General features: G+C 63.0%; 19 protein-coding genes. 18 read left to right on the top strand and 1 reads right to left on the bottom strand.

From position 1 onward, the window contains the following. Positions 1 to 33: 33 nt before the first annotated feature. Complete coding sequence (locus AC0L17_RS11880; RefSeq protein ID WP_473515955.1) at positions 34 to 1,233, bottom strand: winged helix-turn-helix domain-containing protein; 1,200 nt, start codon at positions 1,231 to 1,233, stop codon at positions 34 to 36. A gap of 335 nt (positions 1,234 to 1,568) precedes the next feature. Here AC0L17_RS11880 and AC0L17_RS11875 point away from each other — a divergent pair, with 335 nt between their 5' ends. From AC0L17_RS11875 to AC0L17_RS11790, 18 genes are all read left to right on the top strand, one after another. Then, complete coding sequence (locus tag AC0L17_RS11875; RefSeq protein WP_023798850.1) at positions 1,569 to 1,934, top strand: NADH-quinone oxidoreductase subunit A; 366 nt, start codon at positions 1,569 to 1,571, stop codon at positions 1,932 to 1,934. Beyond that, the gene (locus AC0L17_RS11870; RefSeq protein WP_023798851.1) at positions 1,925 to 2,506 is read left to right on the top strand and encodes a NuoB/complex I 20 kDa subunit family protein; all 582 of its coding nucleotides are present in this window, start codon (positions 1,925 to 1,927) and stop codon (positions 2,504 to 2,506) included. The genes AC0L17_RS11875 and AC0L17_RS11870 overlap by 10 nt, the downstream gene beginning before the upstream one ends. A 5-nt stretch (positions 2,507 to 2,511) precedes the next feature. Further along, positions 2,512 to 3,114: an NADH-quinone oxidoreductase subunit C gene (locus tag AC0L17_RS11865; protein ID WP_473515954.1), complete on the top strand. Its 603-nt coding sequence runs from the start codon at positions 2,512 to 2,514 to the stop codon at positions 3,112 to 3,114. A 9-nt stretch (positions 3,115 to 3,123) separates the two neighbouring features. Further along, positions 3,124 to 4,314, top strand: coding sequence for an NADH-quinone oxidoreductase subunit D (locus tag AC0L17_RS11860; protein WP_027156090.1), 1,191 nt, complete (start codon positions 3,124 to 3,126; stop codon positions 4,312 to 4,314). Further along, positions 4,315 to 5,706 (top strand): NADH-quinone oxidoreductase subunit NuoE, encoded by a 1,392-nt coding sequence (nuoE, locus tag AC0L17_RS11855; RefSeq protein WP_473515953.1) that lies wholly within the window; start codon positions 4,315 to 4,317, stop codon positions 5,704 to 5,706. 10 nt (positions 5,707 to 5,716) lie between these two features. Next, positions 5,717 to 7,021 (top strand): NADH-quinone oxidoreductase subunit NuoF, encoded by a 1,305-nt coding sequence (nuoF, locus tag AC0L17_RS11850; RefSeq protein ID WP_473515952.1) that lies wholly within the window; start codon positions 5,717 to 5,719, stop codon positions 7,019 to 7,021. A gap of 150 nt (positions 7,022 to 7,171) precedes the next feature. After that, a complete protein-coding gene (locus AC0L17_RS11845) occupies positions 7,172 to 7,861 on the top strand; it encodes an NADH-ubiquinone dehydrogenase (RefSeq protein ID WP_473515951.1) in 690 nt (229 codons plus the stop codon). A 74-nt stretch (positions 7,862 to 7,935) separates the two neighbouring features. Beyond that, entirely contained in the window at positions 7,936 to 10,017 is a 2,082-nt protein-coding gene (gene nuoG, locus AC0L17_RS11840; RefSeq protein ID WP_473515950.1) for an NADH-quinone oxidoreductase subunit NuoG, read from the top strand. Between the two features lies 1 nt (position 10,018). Next, positions 10,019 to 11,062 (top strand): NADH-quinone oxidoreductase subunit NuoH, encoded by a 1,044-nt coding sequence (nuoH, locus tag AC0L17_RS11835; protein ID WP_023798860.1) that lies wholly within the window; start codon positions 10,019 to 10,021, stop codon positions 11,060 to 11,062. Next, entirely contained in the window at positions 11,062 to 11,319 is a 258-nt protein-coding gene (locus AC0L17_RS11830) for a hypothetical protein (RefSeq protein ID WP_473515949.1), read from the top strand. The genes nuoH and AC0L17_RS11830 overlap by 1 nt, the downstream gene beginning before the upstream one ends. Further along, a complete protein-coding gene (gene nuoI, locus AC0L17_RS11825; protein WP_473515948.1) occupies positions 11,316 to 11,807 on the top strand; it encodes an NADH-quinone oxidoreductase subunit NuoI in 492 nt (163 codons plus the stop codon). Before AC0L17_RS11830 ends, nuoI begins: the two co-directional genes overlap by 4 nt. 125 nt (positions 11,808 to 11,932) lie before the next feature. Beyond that, complete coding sequence (locus AC0L17_RS11820; protein ID WP_023798862.1) at positions 11,933 to 12,553, top strand: NADH-quinone oxidoreductase subunit J; 621 nt, start codon at positions 11,933 to 11,935, stop codon at positions 12,551 to 12,553. A 1-nt stretch (position 12,554) separates the two neighbouring features. Continuing rightward, positions 12,555 to 12,863: an NADH-quinone oxidoreductase subunit NuoK gene (gene nuoK / locus AC0L17_RS11815; RefSeq protein ID WP_023798863.1), complete on the top strand. Its 309-nt coding sequence runs from the start codon at positions 12,555 to 12,557 to the stop codon at positions 12,861 to 12,863. Positions 12,864 to 12,874: 11 nt separating this feature from the next. Beyond that, a complete protein-coding gene (gene nuoL / locus AC0L17_RS11810; RefSeq protein ID WP_287214147.1) occupies positions 12,875 to 14,848 on the top strand; it encodes an NADH-quinone oxidoreductase subunit L in 1,974 nt (657 codons plus the stop codon). Next, positions 14,848 to 16,353, top strand: coding sequence for an NADH-quinone oxidoreductase subunit M (locus AC0L17_RS11805; RefSeq protein ID WP_473515947.1), 1,506 nt, complete (start codon positions 14,848 to 14,850; stop codon positions 16,351 to 16,353). The genes nuoL and AC0L17_RS11805 overlap by 1 nt, the downstream gene beginning before the upstream one ends. 19 nt (positions 16,354 to 16,372) lie before the next feature. Continuing rightward, the gene (gene nuoN / locus AC0L17_RS11800) at positions 16,373 to 17,809 is read left to right on the top strand and encodes an NADH-quinone oxidoreductase subunit NuoN (RefSeq protein WP_473515946.1); all 1,437 of its coding nucleotides are present in this window, start codon (positions 16,373 to 16,375) and stop codon (positions 17,807 to 17,809) included. A 4-nt stretch (positions 17,810 to 17,813) separates the two neighbouring features. Next, the gene (locus tag AC0L17_RS11795) at positions 17,814 to 18,635 is read left to right on the top strand and encodes a biotin--[acetyl-CoA-carboxylase] ligase (protein WP_128173882.1); all 822 of its coding nucleotides are present in this window, start codon (positions 17,814 to 17,816) and stop codon (positions 18,633 to 18,635) included. Between the two features lie 117 nt (positions 18,636 to 18,752). After that, a complete protein-coding gene (locus AC0L17_RS11790; RefSeq protein ID WP_473515945.1) occupies positions 18,753 to 20,423 on the top strand; it encodes a ribonuclease J in 1,671 nt (556 codons plus the stop codon). The last annotated feature ends 43 nt before the right edge of the window (positions 20,424 to 20,466 follow it).

The raw sequence follows: 20,466 nt of genomic DNA, 5'->3' as shown, positions 1-20,466 counted from the left end.
CAGGTGAGGGGCGGCGCCGACATCAGCAATCCCTTACGAAACCGCGACTTCCGCCAGCGCGTGGCCCAAATCACCCGCGGGCGTCACCTCGATGCGTTCGAGGCCGAGCCAACCCTGCATCAGCTTCAATTCCTCAAAAAGTTCGGCGGCGGTTTGCGGTGGCGCGCCGGGCTCGGCATAGGCGGCATGGACGCGCAGCACGCTGGCCGGGCGGTCGGCCTTAAGGTCGATGCGCGCCACGATCCTTTCGCCGAGCAGGAACGGCAGCACATAATAGCCGTACTGGCGTTTTTCGGCCGGGGTGTAGATCTCGATGCGATAGCGGAAGTCGAACAGTCTTTCCGTACGTGCTCGCTCGAAGACAACCGGATCGAACGGAGCGAGCAAGGCGCGCGCCTCGATCTTGCGCGGAAAACGGGCATCCCTGTGAAGATAGGCTGGCTTGCTCCAGCCTTCGACGGTCACCGGCAAGAGGTCGCCGGCCTCGACCAGTTCCTCGATGCGGCCTTTGATGTCAGCGGGAGAGAGACGAAAATAGTCGCGCAGGTCGCCTGCTGTCGCGACGCCGTGGGCGCGGGCGGAGATGCGCAGCAATTCGCGGTGCGCATCCTCAGGCGAGGGCACCGGCAGGGCAAGTACTGCCGGCGGCAGCACGCGCTGCGGCAGATCATAAAGCCGCTCGAAGCCACGACGCGACGCCGTGGTAATGCGGCCGGCCCAGAACAGCCATTCGAAAGCGTGCTTGGCGTCGCTCCAGCCCCACCAGCCGCCGGAGCCTTTCTGGCCTTCCAGGGCGGAAGCGGCGATCGGGCCGCGTTCGACGACCTCGCGATAAATGTCTTCAATGTAGGCGGCGCGCTCGCGGCCCCACTTGGCCAGCCCGTTATACATTTCCTCGCCACGTTCGGCCCGTTCCATGCGCCAGCGCATCAGCGGATAGGTCTCGACCGGCAGAAAGGAGGCTTCGTGCGCCCAATATTCGAAGACTTTGCGCTTGCGCGTCACGGCGGCGTTGTCGAGCAGGGCGAGCGGGTAGGGGCCAAGCCGCGAATAGAGCGGCATATAATGGGCACGCACCACCGCGCTGACGGAATCGATCTGCAGCAGACCGGTCCGGGCAAGCACACGGGCCAGATTGCGGCGATCGGGCGTGCCGTTAGGGCGAGGATCGGCAAACCCCTGTGCGGCAAGCGCGATGCGCCGGGCCAAGGCGAGCGAGATTTTTTCCTTCATGCAGGCGGCACTCTGTCGGCGTTCGACCAAAGGTGGAAGAGATGATTCCGCACCATGCTAGCAGGGTTCCGGCGGCATCTATGTCAGGAGAGAAAAGTGGAGTAAAAAGCGAAGGAAATCAAACAGGAGCGGATTGGACCAGTTTATCCGGATATGCCGTCGAGCACCGTGTTTTGAACAAGGTTTGACTTGCTTCGCCGAAAGCCCTGCGCTAACCCTCGCCGCGTTGCAGCATAGAGCCCCCTAAAACGGTTCAGTGGTTAAACTGTCACGCTTCCGCAAGTGGGTCCGGTGCTGTAATCAGAGTGGATTGGCCGCCAACGGAAAGCTGCAGCATGAACGCATTGTTGAGTTCGTACCTGCCCATCGTCCTGTTCATCGGCGTGGCGCTGGTCGTCGGCCTGGCGCTGCTTGCCGCACCCTTTCTGGTGGCCTACCGCAATCCCGATCCGGAAAAGCTTTCCGCCTATGAATGCGGCTTCAACTCCTTTGACGATGCCCGCATGAAGTTCGACATCCGCTTCTACCTGGTGTCGATCCTGTTCATCATCTTCGATCTGGAAGTGGCCTTCCTGTTTCCGTGGGCAGTGTCTTTCAGCCAGATCGGCATGCTCGGTTTCTGGTCGATGATGGTGTTTTTGGCGGTGCTGACCATCGGCTTTGCCTATGAATGGAAGAAAGGAGCGCTGGAATGGGATTGAGCGACAATTCCGGCACGCTCGTCGCGCCGAAGCCAAAAGGCATTCTCGACCCCAGCACCGGAAAGCCGGTGGGGGCGAATGATCCGTTCTTTCTCGAGATCAACGACGAGCTTGCCGACAAGGGCTTTCTCGTCACCTCGACCGAGGCGCTGATCACCTGGGCGCGCAGCGGCTCGCTGATGTTCATGACCTTCGGTCTTGCCTGCTGTGCGGTCGAGATGATCCACACCTCGATGCCGCGCTATGACTCGGAGAGGTTCGGCGTTGCGCCGCGCGCCTCGCCGCGCCAGTCCGACATCATGATCGTCGCCGGCACGCTGACCAACAAGATGGCGCCGGCGCTGCGCAAGGTCTACGACCAGATGCCGGAGCCGCGCTACGTCATCTCGATGGGCTCCTGCGCCAATGGCGGCGGCTATTACCACTATTCCTATTCGGTGGTGCGCGGCTGCGATCGCGTCGTGCCTGTCGACATCTATGTGCCCGGCTGTCCGCCGAGCGCGGAAGCGCTGCTCTACGGCATCCTTCTGTTGCAAAAGAAGATCCGCCGCACCGGCACGATCGAGCGGTGAGCGCGATGATGAGCCTGAATGAACTCTCGACCTATCTCGGCGAGAAGCTGAGCGGCCGGATCGGCGAAGCGGTGTTTGCCTATGGCGAACTCACGATCTCGCTCGAGCCGCACGATCTGATCGAGGTGGTGAGCTTCCTGCGCGACGATCCAAAATGCCAGTTCATCTCGATCATCGACGTCTGCGGCGCCGATTATCCATCGCGGGCCAAGCGCTTCGACGTCGTCTATCACCTGCTGTCGCCGAAGCAGAATATTCGCATCCGCATCAAGGTGCAGGCCGACGAGGAGACGGTGGTGCCGTCTATCACCGGTGTGTTTCCGGGCGCCGACTGGTTCGAGCGCGAAACCTACGATCTCTACGGCGTGCTGTTCTCGGGCCACCCCGATCTCAGGCGAATCCTGACCGATTACGGCTTCGAAGGCCATCCGCTGCGCAAGGACTTCCCGCTGACCGGTTTCGTCGAGGTGCGCTACGACGACGAAGCCAAGCGTGTCATCTACGAGCCGGTGGAATTGAAGCAGGAATTCCGCAATTTCGATTTTCTCTCGCCATGGGAAGGGACGGACTACGTTCTGCCGGGCGACGAGAAAGCCAAGACGAATTGAGACGCCAGAATGGCTGAAACCTCCGTCCGCAATTTTAACATCAACTTTGGACCTCAACACCCTGCAGCGCATGGTGTTTTGAGGCTTGTTCTTGAGTTGGACGGCGAAGTCGTCGATCGCGTCGATCCGCATATCGGACTGTTGCATCGCGGCACCGAGAAGCTGATCGAAGCCAAGACCTATCTGCAGGCCGTGCCCTATCTCGACCGGCTCGACTATTGCGCGCCGATGAATCAGGAGCATGCCTTCGCGCTTGCCGCCGAGCGGCTGCTCGGCATCGAGGTGCCGAAGCGCGGCCAATTGATCCGCGTGCTCTATTGCGAGATCGGCCGCATCATGTCGCACATCCTCAATGTGACGACGCAGGCGATGGATGTCGGCGCGCTGACGCCGCCGCTGTGGGGTTTTGTCGAGCGCGAAAAACTGATGGTGTTCTACGAGCGGGCCAGCGGCTCGCGCATGCATGCAGCCTATTTCCGGCCGGGCGGCGTCCACCAGGACCTGCCGCAGCAGCTGGTCGAGGATATCGGCACGTGGATCGACCCGTTCCTGAAATCGCTCGACGATCTGGACGCACTGCTCACCGGCAACCGCATCTTCAAGCAGCGTAATGTCGACATCGGCATCGTCTCGCTGGCCGATGCCTGGGCCTGGGGTTTTTCGGGCGTCATGGTGCGTGGATCCGGCGTCGCCTGGGATCTGCGCAAGTCGCAGCCCTATGAATGCTATGCCGAGATGGATTTCGACATTCCGATCGGCAAGAACGGCGACTGCTACGACCGTTATCTCGTGCGCATGGAAGAGATGCGCCAGTCGGCCAAGATTATGCGCCAGTGCGTCGACCTGCTGCTCGGCAAGGAAGGCAGCGGGCCGGTGTCGAACCTCGACGGCAAGGTGGTGCCGCCGAAGCGCGCGGCGATGAAGCGCTCGATGGAGGCGCTGATCCATCATTTCAAGCTCTACACCGAGGGCTATCGCGTGCCGGCCGGCGAGGTCTATGCGGCGGTCGAAGCCCCGAAGGGTGAGTTCGGCGTCTATCTGGTCTCGGACGGCACCAACAAACCCTATCGCTGCAAGCTGCGGGCGCCCGGCTTCGCGCATCTGCAGGCCATGGACTTTTTGTGCCGCGGCCACATGCTGGCCGACGTCACCGCCGTTCTCGGCTCCCTCGACATCGTGTTTGGTGAGGTCGATCGATAAATGTCAGTCCGCCGTCTCGCAGAAGCCAGCCTCCAGCCAGCCGCCTTCGCCTTCAACCGGGCGAATGCGGCAGCGGCGAAGCAATGGATCAACAAATATCCGAAGGGCCGCGAGCAGTCGGCGATCATCCCCTTGCTGATGCTGGCGCAGGAGCAGGAAGGCTGGGTGACCAAGGCGGCGATCGAGACGATCTCCGACATGCTCGGCATGCCCTACATCAGAGGGCTCGAAGTCGCGACCTTCTACACCCAGTACCAGCTCAATCCGGTCGGCACCCGCGCGCATATCCAGGTCTGCGGCACCACGCCCTGCATGCTTCGCGGCTCGGAAGCGCTGATGGATTTGTGCCGCTCGAAAATCCATCACGACCAGTTCCACACCAACGACAAGGGCACGCTGTCGTGGGAAGAGGTCGAATGCCTTGGCGCCTGCGTCAACGCGCCGATGGTGATGATTTTCAAGGATACGTTCGAGGATCTGACGCCGGAGCGGCTTGCCGAGATCATCGACCTCTACGATGCCGGCAAGGGCGCCTCGGTGACGCCTGGGCCGCAGAACGGCCGCATCACCTCCGAGCCGATCACCGGCCTGACGACGCTGAAGAGCGAAAAGGCAATCCTGAAGACGACCCGCGACAGGGACGCCAAGGCAGCCGCCAAGGCCGCCAGGGAGCCCGCGCCAGCGGCAATTGTCGCGGCGCCAGCGGCTCCGGCCCAGGCATCGGCCGGCCCCGTTGCGCCGTCGAAGGCCAGCAAGCCGAAGACCGATGCGCCCGAAACCAGCCCAGTGCTAAAGTCGCCTTCGCCGGTCAAGGTCGCACCGGAGACGGAAAAGGCGGCGAGCGTCAGAGCACCGCGGCATTCGGCGGCCAATGCCAACAAGGCCGCGCCGGAAGTCGAAAAGGTTTTGAAACAGCGCAGCGGTCCGATAGTCAAGGCTGAGCCGGCGGCTGCTTTCAAGGCGCCGGAAGCCAAGGGCACACAGCTCGGCGCTGCCGGCAAGACGGCCGCCGCGAAGACGACCAATGCCAAGCCGACCAGTGCCAAGCCGACCAATGCCAAGCCGACCAATGCCAAGCCGACCAATGCCAAGACGGGCAAGCCTTCGCTCGAGGACAAGAACCGTCCGGCCGGCATCGCGAGGCCGGCACTGGTCGACGATCTCAAGCTGATCTCGGGCGTCGGCCCGAAGATCGAAGGCATCCTGCATTCGCTTGGTATCTTCACCTACGCGCAAGTCGCGTCTTGGAAGAAGGCCGAGCGCGAGTGGGTCGATGGCTATCTCAGTTTCCACGGCCGTATCGAGCGCGAAGACTGGGTCAAGCAGGCCAAGGCGCTGGCCAAGGGCGGGGTCGCCGAATATATCCGCGTTTTCGGCAAGAAACCGGTCTGAGGGACGAACAATGCTTCAGGACAGAGACCGCATCTTCAACAACATCTACGGCCGCTTTGACAAGTCGCTGGCCGGTGCGATGGCGCGCGGCGCCTGGGACAACACGCCCGGCATCATCGCCAAGGGGCGCGACTGGATCGTCAACGAGATGAAGGCATCAGGCCTGCGCGGCCGCGGCGGCGCCGGCTTCCCGACCGGGCTGAAATGGTCGTTCATGCCCAAGCAGAGCGACGGCCGGCCGAGCTATCTCGTCGTCAACGCCGACGAATCCGAGCCCGGCACCTGCAAGGACCGCGACATTTTGCGCCATGACCCGCACACGCTGGTCGAAGGCTGCCTGATCGCCGGCTTCGCCATGGGCGCGATCGCCGCCTACATCTATGTGCGCGGCGAGTTCATCCGCGAGCGCGAGGCGCTGCAGCGCGCCATCGACGAGGCCTATGCGGCCAAGCTGATCGGCAAGAACAACACGTCCGGCTTCGATTTCGACATCTACATGCATCATGGCGCCGGCGCCTATATCTGCGGCGAGGAAACGGCGCTGCTCGAAAGCCTCGAAGGCAAGAAGGGCCAGCCGCGGCTGAAGCCGCCGTTTCCGGCCAATGTCGGCCTCTATGGCTGCCCGACGACGGTCAATAATGTCGAGTCGATCGCCGTGGCGCCGACCATTCTGCGGCGTGGCGCTGCCTGGTTCTCGTCCATTGGCCGGCCCAACAATGTCGGCACCAAGCTGTTCTGCGTTTCGGGCCACGTCAACACGCCGTGCACCGTCGAAGAGGCGATGTCGATCCCGTTCCGCGAGCTGATCGAGACGCATTGCGGCGGCATTCGCGGCGGCTGGGACAATCTGCTGGCGGTCATTCCGGGCGGGGCCTCGGTGCCGCTGGTGCCGGCGGAGCAGATCATCGACGCGCCGATGGATTTCGATGCGCTGCGCGACCTGAAATCGGGTCTCGGCACGGCGGCTGTCATCGTCATGGACAAATCGACCGATATCGTGAAGGCGATCGCCCGGCTTTCCTACTTCTACAAGCACGAGAGCTGCGGCCAGTGCACACCGTGCCGCGAAGGCACCGGCTGGATGTGGCGGGTGATGGAGCGGCTGGTGCGCGGCGAGGCGCAGAAGCGCGAGATCGACATGCTGCTCGACGTGACCAAACAGGTCGAAGGCCACACGATCTGCGCGCTGGGCGATGCGGCGGCGTGGCCGATCCAGGGCCTGATGCGGCATTTCCGCGGCGAGGTGGAGCGGCGTATCGACGAGTTTTCGCGCAATGCGCACCGGGCAGAACCGGTGATGGTGGCGGCGGAATAGAGAAGAATTTGAAGCGGGCGATTGCCCGATTGGAATGCGGGCAGGTGCCCGATCTGAGATACGGGCGAATGCCCGATCTGAAGTACGGGCAAGAGCCCGATCTGAGGAAACAGGCCGGGGCATACGGAAGAAACGACCAGGAGACTACCTATGTCGCTGAATTCGAGACCCGAACATTTGATGCCAGATTTGGACCCGTTCGAGAAGATGAACCAGGACCTGACCGGGATGATGCCGAAGGAGATGGCCAGCGCCGTCAATCTCCTGGCGCACCCTGTCGCGGGTGCGGCAGCGATGTCGGCGCTCGGCATCGGGCTTGCCAATCATGCCTTTGGGTTGTGGATGGGCGTGCTCTCGGGCGCCGCCGAGGCCTCGCAGCGGCTCTTCCAGCCGATCGTCGACGATTTCGATGCCAGGGTAGAACGCTTTTCGCAGACAGGGACAAACTCCTCGACCAAGGCGCGCGCGGCGACGAAAACCTTGATCGCCGAGGCGCAGTCCTTCGCCAGGAACGTGAATGACATAGCCGCGAACAGCATGGATGATGCACGCAGCGTGGTGGATGCGGCTGCCGCACCGGCCGGGTTGATGCCGGAGGATTTCAAGCAGCCCAAGGCAATGGATCGTCCGGAAAACCCGGCAGACCTCAAGGCAATATCGGGCATCGGGCCGAAGCTGGAACAGGTGCTGAACGGCTTGGGCATCTGGACCTACGGCCAGATCGCGACATGGACGCCGGAAGAGATCGCCTGGGTCGACGATTATCTGTCGTTCAAGGGCCGCATCGGTCGCGACAACTGGCTTGGCCAGGCGGCGGCGCTGGCTGCGGCCAGACATTGAATTCAATGCCGGGCGCGGTTTCGGCTGCGCCCGGAAAGAAAGATTGCGGAATGTCCGCAGGGGTTTGAGACGACATGGCAAAGCTCAAGGTCGACGGGAAAGAGATTACTGTACCCGACCACTACACGCTGCTGCAGGCAGCCGAGGACGCCGGCGCCGAAGTGCCGCGCTTCTGCTTCCATGAGCGGCTGTCGATCGCCGGCAATTGCCGCATGTGCCTGATCGAGGTGAAGGGCGGGCCGCCCAAGCCGCAGGCGTCCTGCGCCATGGGCGTGCGCGATCTGCGTCCGGGACCAAATGGCGAAACGCCGGAAATTTTCACCAATACGCCGATGGTCAAGAAGGCCCGGGAAGGCGTGATGGAATTCCTGCTGATCAACCATCCGCTCGACTGCCCGATCTGCGACCAGGGCGGCGAGTGCGACCTGCAGGACCAGGCGATGGCGTTCGGCGTCGATTCCTCGCGCTATCACGAGAACAAGCGGGCGGTCGAAGACAAGTATATCGGGCCGCTTGTCAAGACGATCATGAACCGCTGCATCCATTGCACGCGCTGCGTCCGCTTCACCACCGAAATTGCCGGCATTTCCGAGCTCGGCCTGATCGGCCGCGGTGAGGACGCCGAAATCACCACCTATCTCGAAAGCGCGATGACATCGGAACTACAGGGCAACGTCATCGATCTTTGCCCGGTCGGTGCGCTGACCTCAAAACCCTACGCCTTCCAGGCGCGGCCGTGGGAACTGACCAAGACCGAATCCATCGATGTCATGGATGCCGTCGGCTCGGCGATCCGCGTCGATAGCAGAGGCCGCGAGGTGATGCGCATCCTGCCGCGCACCAACGAGGCGGTGAACGAGGAGTGGATTTCCGACAAGACCCGCTTCATCTGGGACGGTCTGCGCACCCAGCGCCTCGACCGGCCATATGTCCGCAAGAACGGCAAGCTGGCCCCGGCAAGCTGGGCCGAGGCTTTTTCCGCGATCAAGGAAGCGGTGTCGAGCACTGCGCCCGACAAGATCGGCGCCATATCAGGCGATCTCGCCGCCGTCGAGGAGATCTATGCGCTGAAGCTGCTGATGGCCTCGCTCGGCTCGAAGAACACCGACTGCCGCCAGGACGGCGCCGCGCTCGATCCGTCGCTCGGCCGGGCAAGTTATCTCTTCAACCCGACCATCGAGGGCATCGAGCAGGCCGACGCGGTGCTGATCATCGGCGCCAATCCGCGCTTCGAGGCTTCCTTGCTCAACGCCCGCATCCGCAAGCGCTGGCGGCTCGGCAACCTGCCGGTCGGCGTCATCGGCGATGTCGGCGATACGCGCTACGACTATGAGCAGCTCGGCGCCGGAACGGAATCGCTCAGGGATTTGACCGACGGCAACGGCAAATTTTTTGAGGTGCTGAAGAATGCGACTCATCCGTTGATCATCGTCGGTCAGGGCGCGCTGTCGCGCCCCGACGGCGTGGCCGTGCTCGGCCAGGCGGCGAAGCTCAGCCTGGCCGTTAATGCTGCGAGAGCCGACTGGAACGGCTTTGCCGTGCTGCACACTGCGGCGGCGCGTGTCGGCGGTCTCGATGTCGGCTTCGTGCCGGGCGAGGGTGGCAAGAACGTCGCCGGCATGCTGGGCGAGATGGACGTTTTGTTCCTGCTCGGCGCCGACGAGATCGACATGGCCAGCACCGGCGGCGCCTTCGTCGTCTATATCGGCACGCATGGCGACCACGGCGCGCACCGCGCCGACGTCATCCTGCCGGGCGCCGCCTATACCGAAAAATCGGGCACCTACGTCAACACCGAGGGCCGGGTGCAGCAGACCAACCGCGCCGGCTTCGCGCCGGGCGATGCGCGCGAGGACTGGGCGATCCTGCGGGCGCTGTCGGATGTGCTGGGCAAGAGATTGTCGTTCGATTCGCTGCCGCAGCTGCGCGCAAAGCTCTATGGCGAATACCCGCATCTTGCCCGCATCGACCAGGTCGCGGCCGGCAATGCCGACGATATCGCTGAGGTGGCGAAGCTCGGCGGGCGGCTGGGCAAGGACGCCTTCACCTCGCCGGTCAAGGATTTTTATCTGACCAACCCGATCGCGCGGGCTTCCGCAGTGATGGCGGAGTGCTCGGCGCTGGCGAAGAACGGTTTTAGGCAGGCGGCGGAATAGCATGGACACCTTCTTCTCCTTCTACGTGCTGCCGGCGCTTCTCATCCTGCTGAAGTCGGTCGTGCTGATCGTCGTGCTGTTGATCTTCGTCGCCTACATCCTGTACGCGGACCGCAAGATCTGGGCGGCGGTGCAGCTGCGCCGCGGCCCGAACGTCGTCGGCCCATGGGGCACGCTGCAGGCTTTCGCCGACCTTCTGAAGTTCGTGTTCAAGGAGCCGGTGATTCCGTCCGGCGCCAACAAGGGCGTTTTTCTGCTGGCGCCCTTGGTTTCGGCGGTTCTGGCGATCTCGGCCTGGGCGGTGATCCCGGTCAATGAGGGCTGGGCGATCGCCAACGTCAATGTCGGCATCCTCTATGTCTTCGCCATCTCCTCGCTCGAGGTCTATGGCGTGATCATGGGCGGCTGGGCGTCCAACTCGAAATATCCGTTCCTCGGCGCGCTGCGCTCGGCGGCGCAGATGGTGTCCTACGAGGTCTCGATCGGTTTCGTCATCGTCACCGTGCTGCTTTGCGTCGGCTCGCTCAACCTGTCCGACATCGTGCTGTCGCAGCAGGACGGGCTGGGCACAAGGGTTGGCCTGCCCAACACCTTCCTCGACTGGCATTGGCTGTCGCTGTTCCCGATGTTCGTCATCTTCTTCATCTCGGCGCTGGCCGAAACCAACCGCCCGCCTTTCGACCTGGTGGAAGCCGAATCGGAACTCGTCGCCGGCCATATGGTCGAATATTCGTCGACGCCGTTCCTGCTGTTCTTCCTCGGCGAGTATGTCGCCATCGTGCTGATGTGCGCGCTGGCCACCATCCTGTTTCTCGGCGGCTGGCTGCCGCCCTTCGATTTCGCTCCCTTCACCTGGGTGCCGGGTCTGATTTGGTTCGTGCTCAAGGTCTGCCTGGTGTTTTTCATGATCTCGATGGTGAAGGCCTTCGTGCCGCGCTACCGCTACGACCAGCTGATGCGGCTCGGCTGGAAGGTCTTCCTGCCGATCTCGCTGGCGATGGTGGTCATTGTCGCCGCGTTCCTCAAGATCACGGGGTTTGCGTGATGGGCAGTCTGACCGCTGGTTTTCTAGGTGCAGCTGTCGGCGTGCTTTTTGCGCTCTTTGGCAACGCCGTTGTGCTGCCCTACGTTTTGCGACAACAGGACCAAAGGTTGGCAGCAAACTACCGAGCGCCGGTGCTTGGCTGGGATAAGCAGATGTTGGCGTCGCTTACGAGGCTTGTGTACCGTTTCCTGATGCCTGTCATTTTCGGATTTGTCGGCGCAGTCGCTGCAGTACAGATTTTTGGGGGTGCTGAATGAGCCCGCTAGCCCAAGCCGCAAAATCCCTGCTGCTGCAGGATTTCGTCAGCGCCTTCTTCCTGTCGATGCGCCAGTTCTTCGCGCCGAAGGAGACGATCAACTACCCGCACGAGAAGGGGCCGATCAGCCCGCGCTTTCGCGGCGAGCATGCGCTGCGCCGCTATCCGAACGGCGAGGAACGCTGCATCGCCTGCAAATTGTGCGAGGCGATCTGCCCGGCGCAGGCGATCACCATCGAGGCCGGCCCGCGCCGCAACGACGGCACCCGCCGCACGGTGCGCTACGACATCGATATGGTGAAGTGCATCTATTGCGGCTTCTGCCAGGAGGCCTGCCCAGTCGACGCCATCGTCGAGGGGCCGAACTTCGAGTTCGCGACCGAGACGCGCGAGGAACTTTATTACGACAAGGACAAGCTCTTGGCCAATGGCGACCGCTGGGAGCGCGAACTGGCGCGCAACATCTCGCTGGATGCGCCGTACCGCTGACATTTGACGCATGGACGAGGCGAAGGGCCTCGTCTAAGGAACACGCGGCTTCGGCACCGGAGGCGGACCAAGCCACACATCGAACAGGACGAACGTCCTGTTCGGACAGGAACCCGGGGGAACCCATGCTGAATGGATTAGAGGCGGCCTTTTTCTACCTCTTCGCCTTTGTCGCGGTGGCGTCGGCGTTCATGGTCATTTCGGCGCGCAATCCCGTGCATTCGGTGCTGTTCCTGATCCTGACCTTCTTCAATGCCGCGGGCCTGTTCATGCTGACCGGCGCCGAATTCCTGGCGATGATCCTGCTCGTCGTCTATGTCGGCGCGGTCATGGTGCTGTTCCTGTTCGTCGTCATGATGCTCGACGTGGATTTCGCCGAGATGAAGGAAGGCGCCCTGCAATACGCACCGATCGGCGCGCTGGTCGGGCTGATCCTGGCGGCTGAGCTGATCGTCGTGCTCGGCGGCTATACATTCGCGCCGCAACTGGCGGCAACGGTTGCAAAACCCACTCCGGACCTTGCCGCGCGCTCGAACACGGCAGCGCTCGGCGACATCCTCTACACCGACTATCTCTACTATTTCCAGATTGCCGGCCTTGTGCTGCTGGTCGCCATGATCGGCGCCATCGTGCTGACGCTGCGCCACAAGCCGGGCATCAAGCGGCAGTCGATCGCCGCCCAGGTCGGCCGCACGCCGGCGACGGGAATGGAAATCCGCAAGGTCAAGACGGGCGAAGGAATCTGAGATGGTCGTTGGCATCGCACATTATCTGACCGTATCGGCTATCCTGTTCACGCTCGGCGTGTTCGGCATTTTTCTCAACCGCAGAAACATCATCGTCATCCTGATGTCGATCGAGCTGATCCTGCTTGCGGTCAACATCAATTTCGTCGCCTTCTCGGCAGCGCTCGGCGATCTCGTCGGACAGGTGTTCGCGCTGTTCGTGCTGACGGTCGCAGCTGCTGAAGCGGCGATCGGCCTCGCCATTCTCGTCGTCTTCTTCCGCAACCGCGGCTCGATCGCGGTCGAAGACGTGAACATGATGAAGGGTTGACGGAAACCACCATGTATCAGGCCATCGTCTTCCTTCCTCTGCTCGGCTTCCTGATCGTCGGCCTGTTCGGCACGTCGCTCGGCGCCAAGGCGTCCGAGTACATCACCTCCGGTTTCCTGGTGATATCAGCCGTGCTGTCGTGGGTCGCCTTCTTCGCCGTCGGTTTCGGCGAGGGCGAGGTGTTCACCGTGCCGGTGCTGCGCTGGATCCAGTCGGGCGGGCTGGAGGCCGCATGGGCGCTGCGCATCGACACGCTGACGGTGGTGATGCTGGTCGTCGTCAACACGGTGTCGGCGCTGGTCCACATCTACTCGATCGGCTACATGCATCACGACCCGAACCGGCCGCGCTTCTTCGCCTATCTGTCGCTGTTCACCTTCGCCATGCTGATGCTGGTGACGGCCGACAACCTCGTGCAGATGTTCTTCGGCTGGGAAGGCGTCGGCCTCGCCTCCTATCTGCTGATCGGCTTCTGGTACAAGAAACCGTCGGCCAATGCCGCCGCGATCAAGGCCTTCGTCGTCAACCGCGTCGGCGATTTCGGTTTCGCGCTCGGCATCTTCGGCGTGTTCGTGCTGTTCGGCTCGGTCAATCTCGGCACCATCTTCGCCAATGCGGCGACGTTCATTCCGGCCGAAGGCGCCCCCGAGGGCGCTGCCGTGCTGACCTTCCTCGGCTATGCGCTCGACAAGCAGGCTGCGATGACCGTCGTCTGTCTCTTGCTGTTCATGGGCGCCATGGGCAAGTCGGCCCAGGTGCCGCTGCACACCTGGTTGCCGGACGCCATGGAGGGCCCGACGCCGGTCTCGGCGCTCATCCATGCCGCCACTATGGTGACGGCCGGCGTGTTCATGCTGGCGCGGCTGTCGCCGCTGTTCGAACTGTCGCATTCGGCGCTGATCGTGGTCACCTTCATCGGCGCCTTCACCGCCTTCTTCGCGGCGACCGTCGGCCTTGTCCAGAACGACATCAAGCGCGTCATCGCCTATTCGACCTGCTCGCAGCTCGGCTACATGTTCGTGGCGCTCGGCGTCGGCGCCTATGGCGCGGCGATCTTCCATCTGTTCACGCATGCCTTCTTCAAGGCGCTGCTGTTCCTTGGCTCCGGCTCGGTGATCCACGCCGTCTCCGATGAACAGGACATGCGCAGGATGGGCGGCCTCAGGACGCTCATTCCGAAGACCTACTGGATGATGGTGATCGGCACGCTGGCGCTGACCGGCGTCGGCATTCCGGTGACGGTCATCGGCACCGCCGGCTTCTTCTCCAAGGACGCGATCATCGAAAGCGCCTTTGCCGCGCACAATCCGGTCGCCGGCCTTGCCTTCGTGCTGCTGGTCGTCGCCGCCTGCTTCACCAGCTTCTATTCCTGGCGCTTGATCTTCATGACCTTCCACGGCCAGCCGCGGGCGAGCCACGACGTCATGCACCACGTCCATGAATCGCCGCCGGTCATGCTGGTGCCGCTGTACATCCTGGCGGCGGGCGCGCTGTTCGCCGGCGTGATCTTCCATGGCGCCTTCATCGGTGAGGGCTATGCCGAGTTCTGGAAGGCGTCGCTGTTCACGCTGCCGGAGAACCACATCCTGCACGACATCCACGAAGTGCCGTTTTGGGTGAAGCTGTCGCCGTTCGTCGCCATGCTGATCGGCTTTGCGATTGCCTGGCAATTCTACATCCGCGCGCCGGAGATGCCGAAAAACCTGGCGGCGCAGCATCGCGGGCTCTACGCCTTCCTGCTCAACAAGTGGTATTTCGACGAGCTCTTCGACTTCCTGTTCGTGCGGCCGGCAAAACGCCTCGGCCACTTCCTGTGGAAGACCGGCGACGGCACCGTGATCGACGGACTTGGTCCTGACGGGGTTTCGGCGCGCGTCGTCGACGTCACCAACCGGGTCGTCAAACTGCAGACCGGCTACCTCTATCACTATGCCTTCGCCATGCTGATCGGCGTTGCCGCATTCGTCACCTGGATGATGCTCTGATGACCGCCTGGCCGATCCTCTCGCTGGTCACCTTCCTGCCGCTGGTTGGTGTGCTGTCCATTCTGCTGATCAATGACGACAGCGAGAATGCCCGCCGCAACATCCGCGCCATCGCGTTGTGGACGACTGGTATCACCTTCATCATCTCGCTGTTCATCTGGACCGGCTTCGACAATGCGGAGCCCGGCTTCCAGTTCGTCGAGAAGTTTGCCTGGCTGGATTCCGGCATCTCCTACCATATGGGCGTCGACGGTATCTCCATGCTGTTCGTCATCCTGACCACCTTCCTGATGCCGCTCTGCATCCTGGCTTCGTGGGAATCGATCGAGAAGCGCGTCAAGGCCTACATGATCGCCTTCCTGCTGCTGGAGACGCTGATGATCGGCGTGTTCTGCGCGCTCGACATCGTCTTGTTCTACGTCTTCTTCGAAGCCGGCCTGATCCCGATGTTCATCATCATCGGCGTGTGGGGCGGCAAGCGGCGCGTCTACGCCTCGTTCAAGTTCTTCCTCTACACGCTGGCCGGCTCGGTGCTGATGCTGCTCGCCATCATGGCGATGTTCTTCCAGTCCGGCACCACCGACATCCCGACCCTGCTGACGCACAACTTCCCGGCCTCCATGCAGACCTGGCTATGGCTCGCCTTCTTCGCCTCCTTCGCCGTGAAGATGCCGATGTGGCCGGTGCACACCTGGCTGCCGGACGCCCATGTCGAGGCGCCGACGGCCGGTTCGGTGATCCTGGCCGCCATCCTGCTGAAGATGGGCGGATATGGCTTCCTGCGCTTCTCCCTGCCGATGTTTCCGATCGCCTCGGAGATGTTTGCGCCGCTGGTCTTCGCGCTGTCCGTCGTCGCCATCATCTACACCTCGCTGGTGGCGTTGATGCAGGAGGACATGAAGAAGCTGATCGCCTATTCGTCGGTCGCCCATATGGGCTTCGTCACCATGGGCATCTTCGCGATGAACCAGGAAGGCGTCCAGGGGGCGATCTTCCAGATGCTGTCGCACGGCCTGGTCTCCGGCGCACTGTTCCTCTGCGTCGGCGTCATCTACGACCGTATGCACACGCGCGACATCGACGCCTATGGCGGGCTGGTCAACAACATGCCGAAATACGCCACCGTGTTCATGATCTTCACCATGGCCAATGTCGGCCTGCCCGGCACCAGCGGCTTCGTCGGCGAGTTCCTGACCATGCTCGGCGTGTTCCGGGTCAACACCTGGGTGGCGTTCTTCGCCGCCACCGGCGTCATCCTGTCGGCGGCCTATGCGCTGTGGCTGTATCGCCGGGTGATCTTCGGCGCGCTGACCAAGGACAGCCTGAAAGGCCTGCTCGACCTGTCGACGCGCGAGAAGGTGATCATCTACCCGCTGGCCGTGCTGGTCATCTTCTTCGGCGTCTACCCGGCGCCGGTCTTCGACGCGACCGCCGCATCGGTCAAGGCGCTCGTCACCAATGTCACCGCATCCATCGACACCGCGCAGACCGCGGCGGCGAACTGACCCGAGAGGTTTGCGAACCATGACGCCGGACCTTCTCTCCAGCCTGTCGCTGTCGACGCCAGAGCTGATCCTCGCCGTCGGCGCCCTGGCGCTGCTGATGCTCGGCGCCTATTCGCGCGCCAACACCACCACCACGGTCAGCGGCCTTGCCGTCGCCATCCTGGTGGTTGCCGGCGTCTGGACGATCTTTTCCACCGGGCAGGGCAACGCTTACGGCGAAGCCTTCGTCCAGGATCCCTTCGCCCGCTTCATGAAGGTGCTGGCGCTGATCGGGTCGGCGGTGACGCTGGTCATGTCGATGCGGTTCGCCAAGGCGGAGCATTTCGACAAGTTCGAGTATCCGGTGCTGATCCTGCTGTGCACGCTCGGCATGATGCTGATGATCTCGGCCAACGGCATGATCGGGCTTTATCTCGGCCTGGAACTGCAGTCGCTGGCAATCTACGTGCTGGCGGCGATCAACCGGGACAATCTGCGCTCGACCGAGGCGGGACTCAAGTACTTCGTACTTGGGGCGCTGTCGTCGGGCATGCTGCTCTACGGCATCAGCCTCGTCTACGGCTACACCGGCAACACCGGCTTCCAGGAGATCGCCGCAGCACTTGGCGGCGGCGAGCGGCAGCTTGGCCTGGTCTTCGGCCTGGTCTTCGTACTGGCCGGCCTTGCCTTCAAGATATCGGCGGTGCCGTTCCACATGTGGACGCCCGACGTCTATGAAGGCGCGCCGACGCCGGTGACGGCCTTCCTCGCGGCGGCGCCGAAGATGGCGGCGATGGCGCTGATCGTGCGCGTCACCATGGACGCCTTCCAGCCGATCGCCGCCGACTGGCAGCAGATCATCGTCTTCATCTCGATCGCCTCGATGCTGCTCGGCGCCTTTGCGGCTATCGGCCAGACCAACATCAAGCGGCTGATGGCCTATTCCTCGATCGGCCATATGGGCTACGCTCTGGTCGGCCTCGCCGCCAACAGCCAGGCCGGCGTGCGCGGCGTCGCCATCTACATGCTGATCTATCTGGTGATGACGCTCGGCACCTTCGCCTTCATCCTCGCCATGCGGCGCAAGGAAGGCAATGTCGAACAGATCAGCGATCTCGCCGGGCTGTCGTCGACCAATCCGATCATGGCGACGATCCTGACCATCCTGATGTTCTCGCTGGCCGGCATTCCGCCGCTCGCCGGCTTCTGGGGGAAGTGGTACGTGTTCCTTGCCGCCATCAACGCCAACCTCTACGCGCTGGCGATCATCGGCGTGCTGGCCTCGGTGGTGGGCGCCTATTATTATCTGCGGATCATCAAGATCATGTGGTTCGACGAACCGGTCGGCGGCTTCGTGCCGATGGCGACCGAGCTTCGCATCGTGCTTGGCGTCTGCGGCGCCTTCGTGCTGTTCTACGTGCTGATCGGCGGGCCGATCGGCACCTATGCCGAAGCCGCCGCCAAGACATTCTTCTGACGGGATGGCATTTCGGCTGGCTCCAACAGCGGCCTCGGAAGGGTTCCGGCTCGAGGCTCATGACACGGTCGGTTCCACCAATGCGCTGGCGCTCGACCGTGCGCGGGCGGGAGATCCGGGCAAGCTCTGGGTCGTTTCAAAAAAACAGGAAAGCGGGCGTGGCCGGCGCGGCCGGGTCTGGGCGACGCCCGAGGGCAATCTGGCGGCGACGCTGCTGGTGGTCACCAATGCCGAGCTTCGCCTGGCCGCGACGCTCGGCTTCGTCGCCGGGCTGGCGCTGGCCGATGCGCTCGACGCCGTCGTGCCGAAGGGCAGGATCGCAATCGGCCTCGACGGCGGCAGCGATGGAAAAAACCGTTTCGAGTTGAAATGGCCGAACGATGTGCTCGCCTCCGGCGCCAAGCTTGCCGGCATCCTGCTGGAATCGGCGATACTCGAAGGCGATCGCTTTGCGGTGGCGGTCGGCATCGGTGTCAATGTGGTGGCATACCCCAAGGATTTGCCTTATCCCGCGACATCGCTTGGCGCGCTGGGCGCTGCTTGCGATGCCGAGACATTGTTTCTGGCACTGTCGGATGCCTGGAGCGAGAATGCGCGGCTGTGGAACGATGGGCGCGGGCTGGCCGCCGTCAGGCGGCGCTGGCTGGCGCGGGCGGCAGGGCTTGGCGGGCAGGTTGCTGTCAGAATTGACGGTAATGTGGTGCGCGGCACGTTCGAGACCATTGACGAGGACTGCCGTTTCGTGATCCGCGACGATGAGGGTTCGGTTCTGACGATCGCCGCCGGCGACGTGCATTTCGGTGCGGTCGCGTCGGCCCAGGTTTGACAGGCCCCCCAGGTTTGGCAGGCCAAGGTTTTGACAGGCCAAGTTTTTTACGGGCTCAGGTTTGACTGGCCCCAGATTTTGACGGGCTTGGGTTGACCGGCCAGGAAAGGAATGATCATGGCGACAGCGGAAAACGCCGAACTCGTCTTCGTGCCGCTTGGCGGCGTCGGCGAGATCGGCATGAACTTCGCCCTCTATGGCTACGGGCCGGCCAATGCGCGCGAATGGATCGTCGTCGATGTCGGCGTGACCTTTCCCGATGCCAGCCTGCCTGGCGTCGACCTGGTGCTGCCCGACACGCGCTTCATCGAGGAGAACGTCGCCAATCTGCGTGGCATCGTCATCACGCACGCGCATGAGGACCACTACGGCGCGCTGCTCGACACATGGCCGAAGCTCAAGGCGCCGGTCTGGATGACGCCGTTCGGCGCTGGATTGCTGGAAGCCAAGCGGCAGGGCGAGCAGGGCGCACCAAAGATCCCGGTGACGATCTACCGCGCCGGTGAAAAGTTCAGCGTCGGCCCGTTCGAGATCGAGGCCATCCCGGTTGCGCATTCGATTCCCGAACCGATGTCGCTGGCGATCACCTCGCCGGCCGGCACCGTCATCCACACCGGCGACTGGAAGATCGATCCGGCGCCGACGATCGGGCCGATGACCGACGAGGCCCGCTTCCGCGCCTATGGCGACAACGGCGTGCTGGCGTTGATCTGCGATTCCACCAATGCGCTGCGGGAAGGGGTATCGCCGTCGGAAGTCGCGGTTGGCGAGGGCCTCAAGGGCGTCATCCAGAGCGCCAAGGGCCGCGTTGCGGTCACCACCTTTTCCTCCAATGTCGGACGCATCGTCTCCATTGCCAAGGCGGCACGCGATGCCGGCCGGCAGTGCCTGGTGCTCGGCCGCTCGCTGAAGCGGGTCATCGATGTTGCCGGCGAACTCGGCTACATGGATGGGCTGCCCGAATTCATCGCCGAGGAGGACTTTGGCTTCATCCCGCGCGAAAACCTCGTCATCATCTGCACCGGCAGCCAGGGCGAGCCGCTTGCGGCGCTGGCGAAACTGTCGCGCGAGGAGATGAAATCGGTGTCGCTGACGGCAGGCGATACGGTGGTGTTTTCCTCGCGTACCATTCCCGGCAACGAGAAGGGTATCCTTGAGATCAAGAACCGTCTGATCGATCTCGGCATCAAGATCATCGAGGACGGCGATGCGCTGGTGCATGTCTCGGGCCACCCGCGCCGCAGCGAGCTGCGCAAGATGTATGAATGGGTGCGGCCGCAGATCGGCGTTCCCGTGCATGGCGAGGCGGCGCATCTGGTGGCGCAGGGATCGCTGATGTCGGTGTCCGGCATCGGCCAGGTGGCGCAGGTGCGCAACGGCGACATGCTGCGGCTCTATCCCGGTGCGGCGGCGATCATCGACCAGGTGCCGTTCGGCCGCATCTACAAGGACGGCAGGCTGATCGGCACCGACCAGGCGATGGGCATTCGCGACCGGCGCAAGCTGTCTTTCGCCGGCCATGTCGCGGTCAATGTCGTGCTCGACGACAAATATGAGCTCGCCGGCGATCCCGATCTGGTCGCCATCGGCGTCGCCGAGGCCGATGGCCGCGGCGAGAGCCTGGAGGACCTGATGATCGATGCGGCAATCGGCGCCGTGGACTCCATCCCCCGTCAGCGCCGAAGAGATCTCGACCTCGTGCAGGAGGCAGTGCGCCGCGCCGTCCGTGGCGCCGCCAATGAAGCTTGGGGCAAGAAGCCGCTGGTGACGGTGTTCGTCACAAGGTAAGGGAATAGGGGAGTAGGGCAGTACGGCAGTAGGGGGAGAAAGT

This window comes from Mesorhizobium sp. WSM4829, from assembly GCF_055811475.1.
The sequence above is the reverse complement of the archived record's forward strand: the minus strand, read 5'-3'. Positions and strand labels throughout refer to the sequence as shown.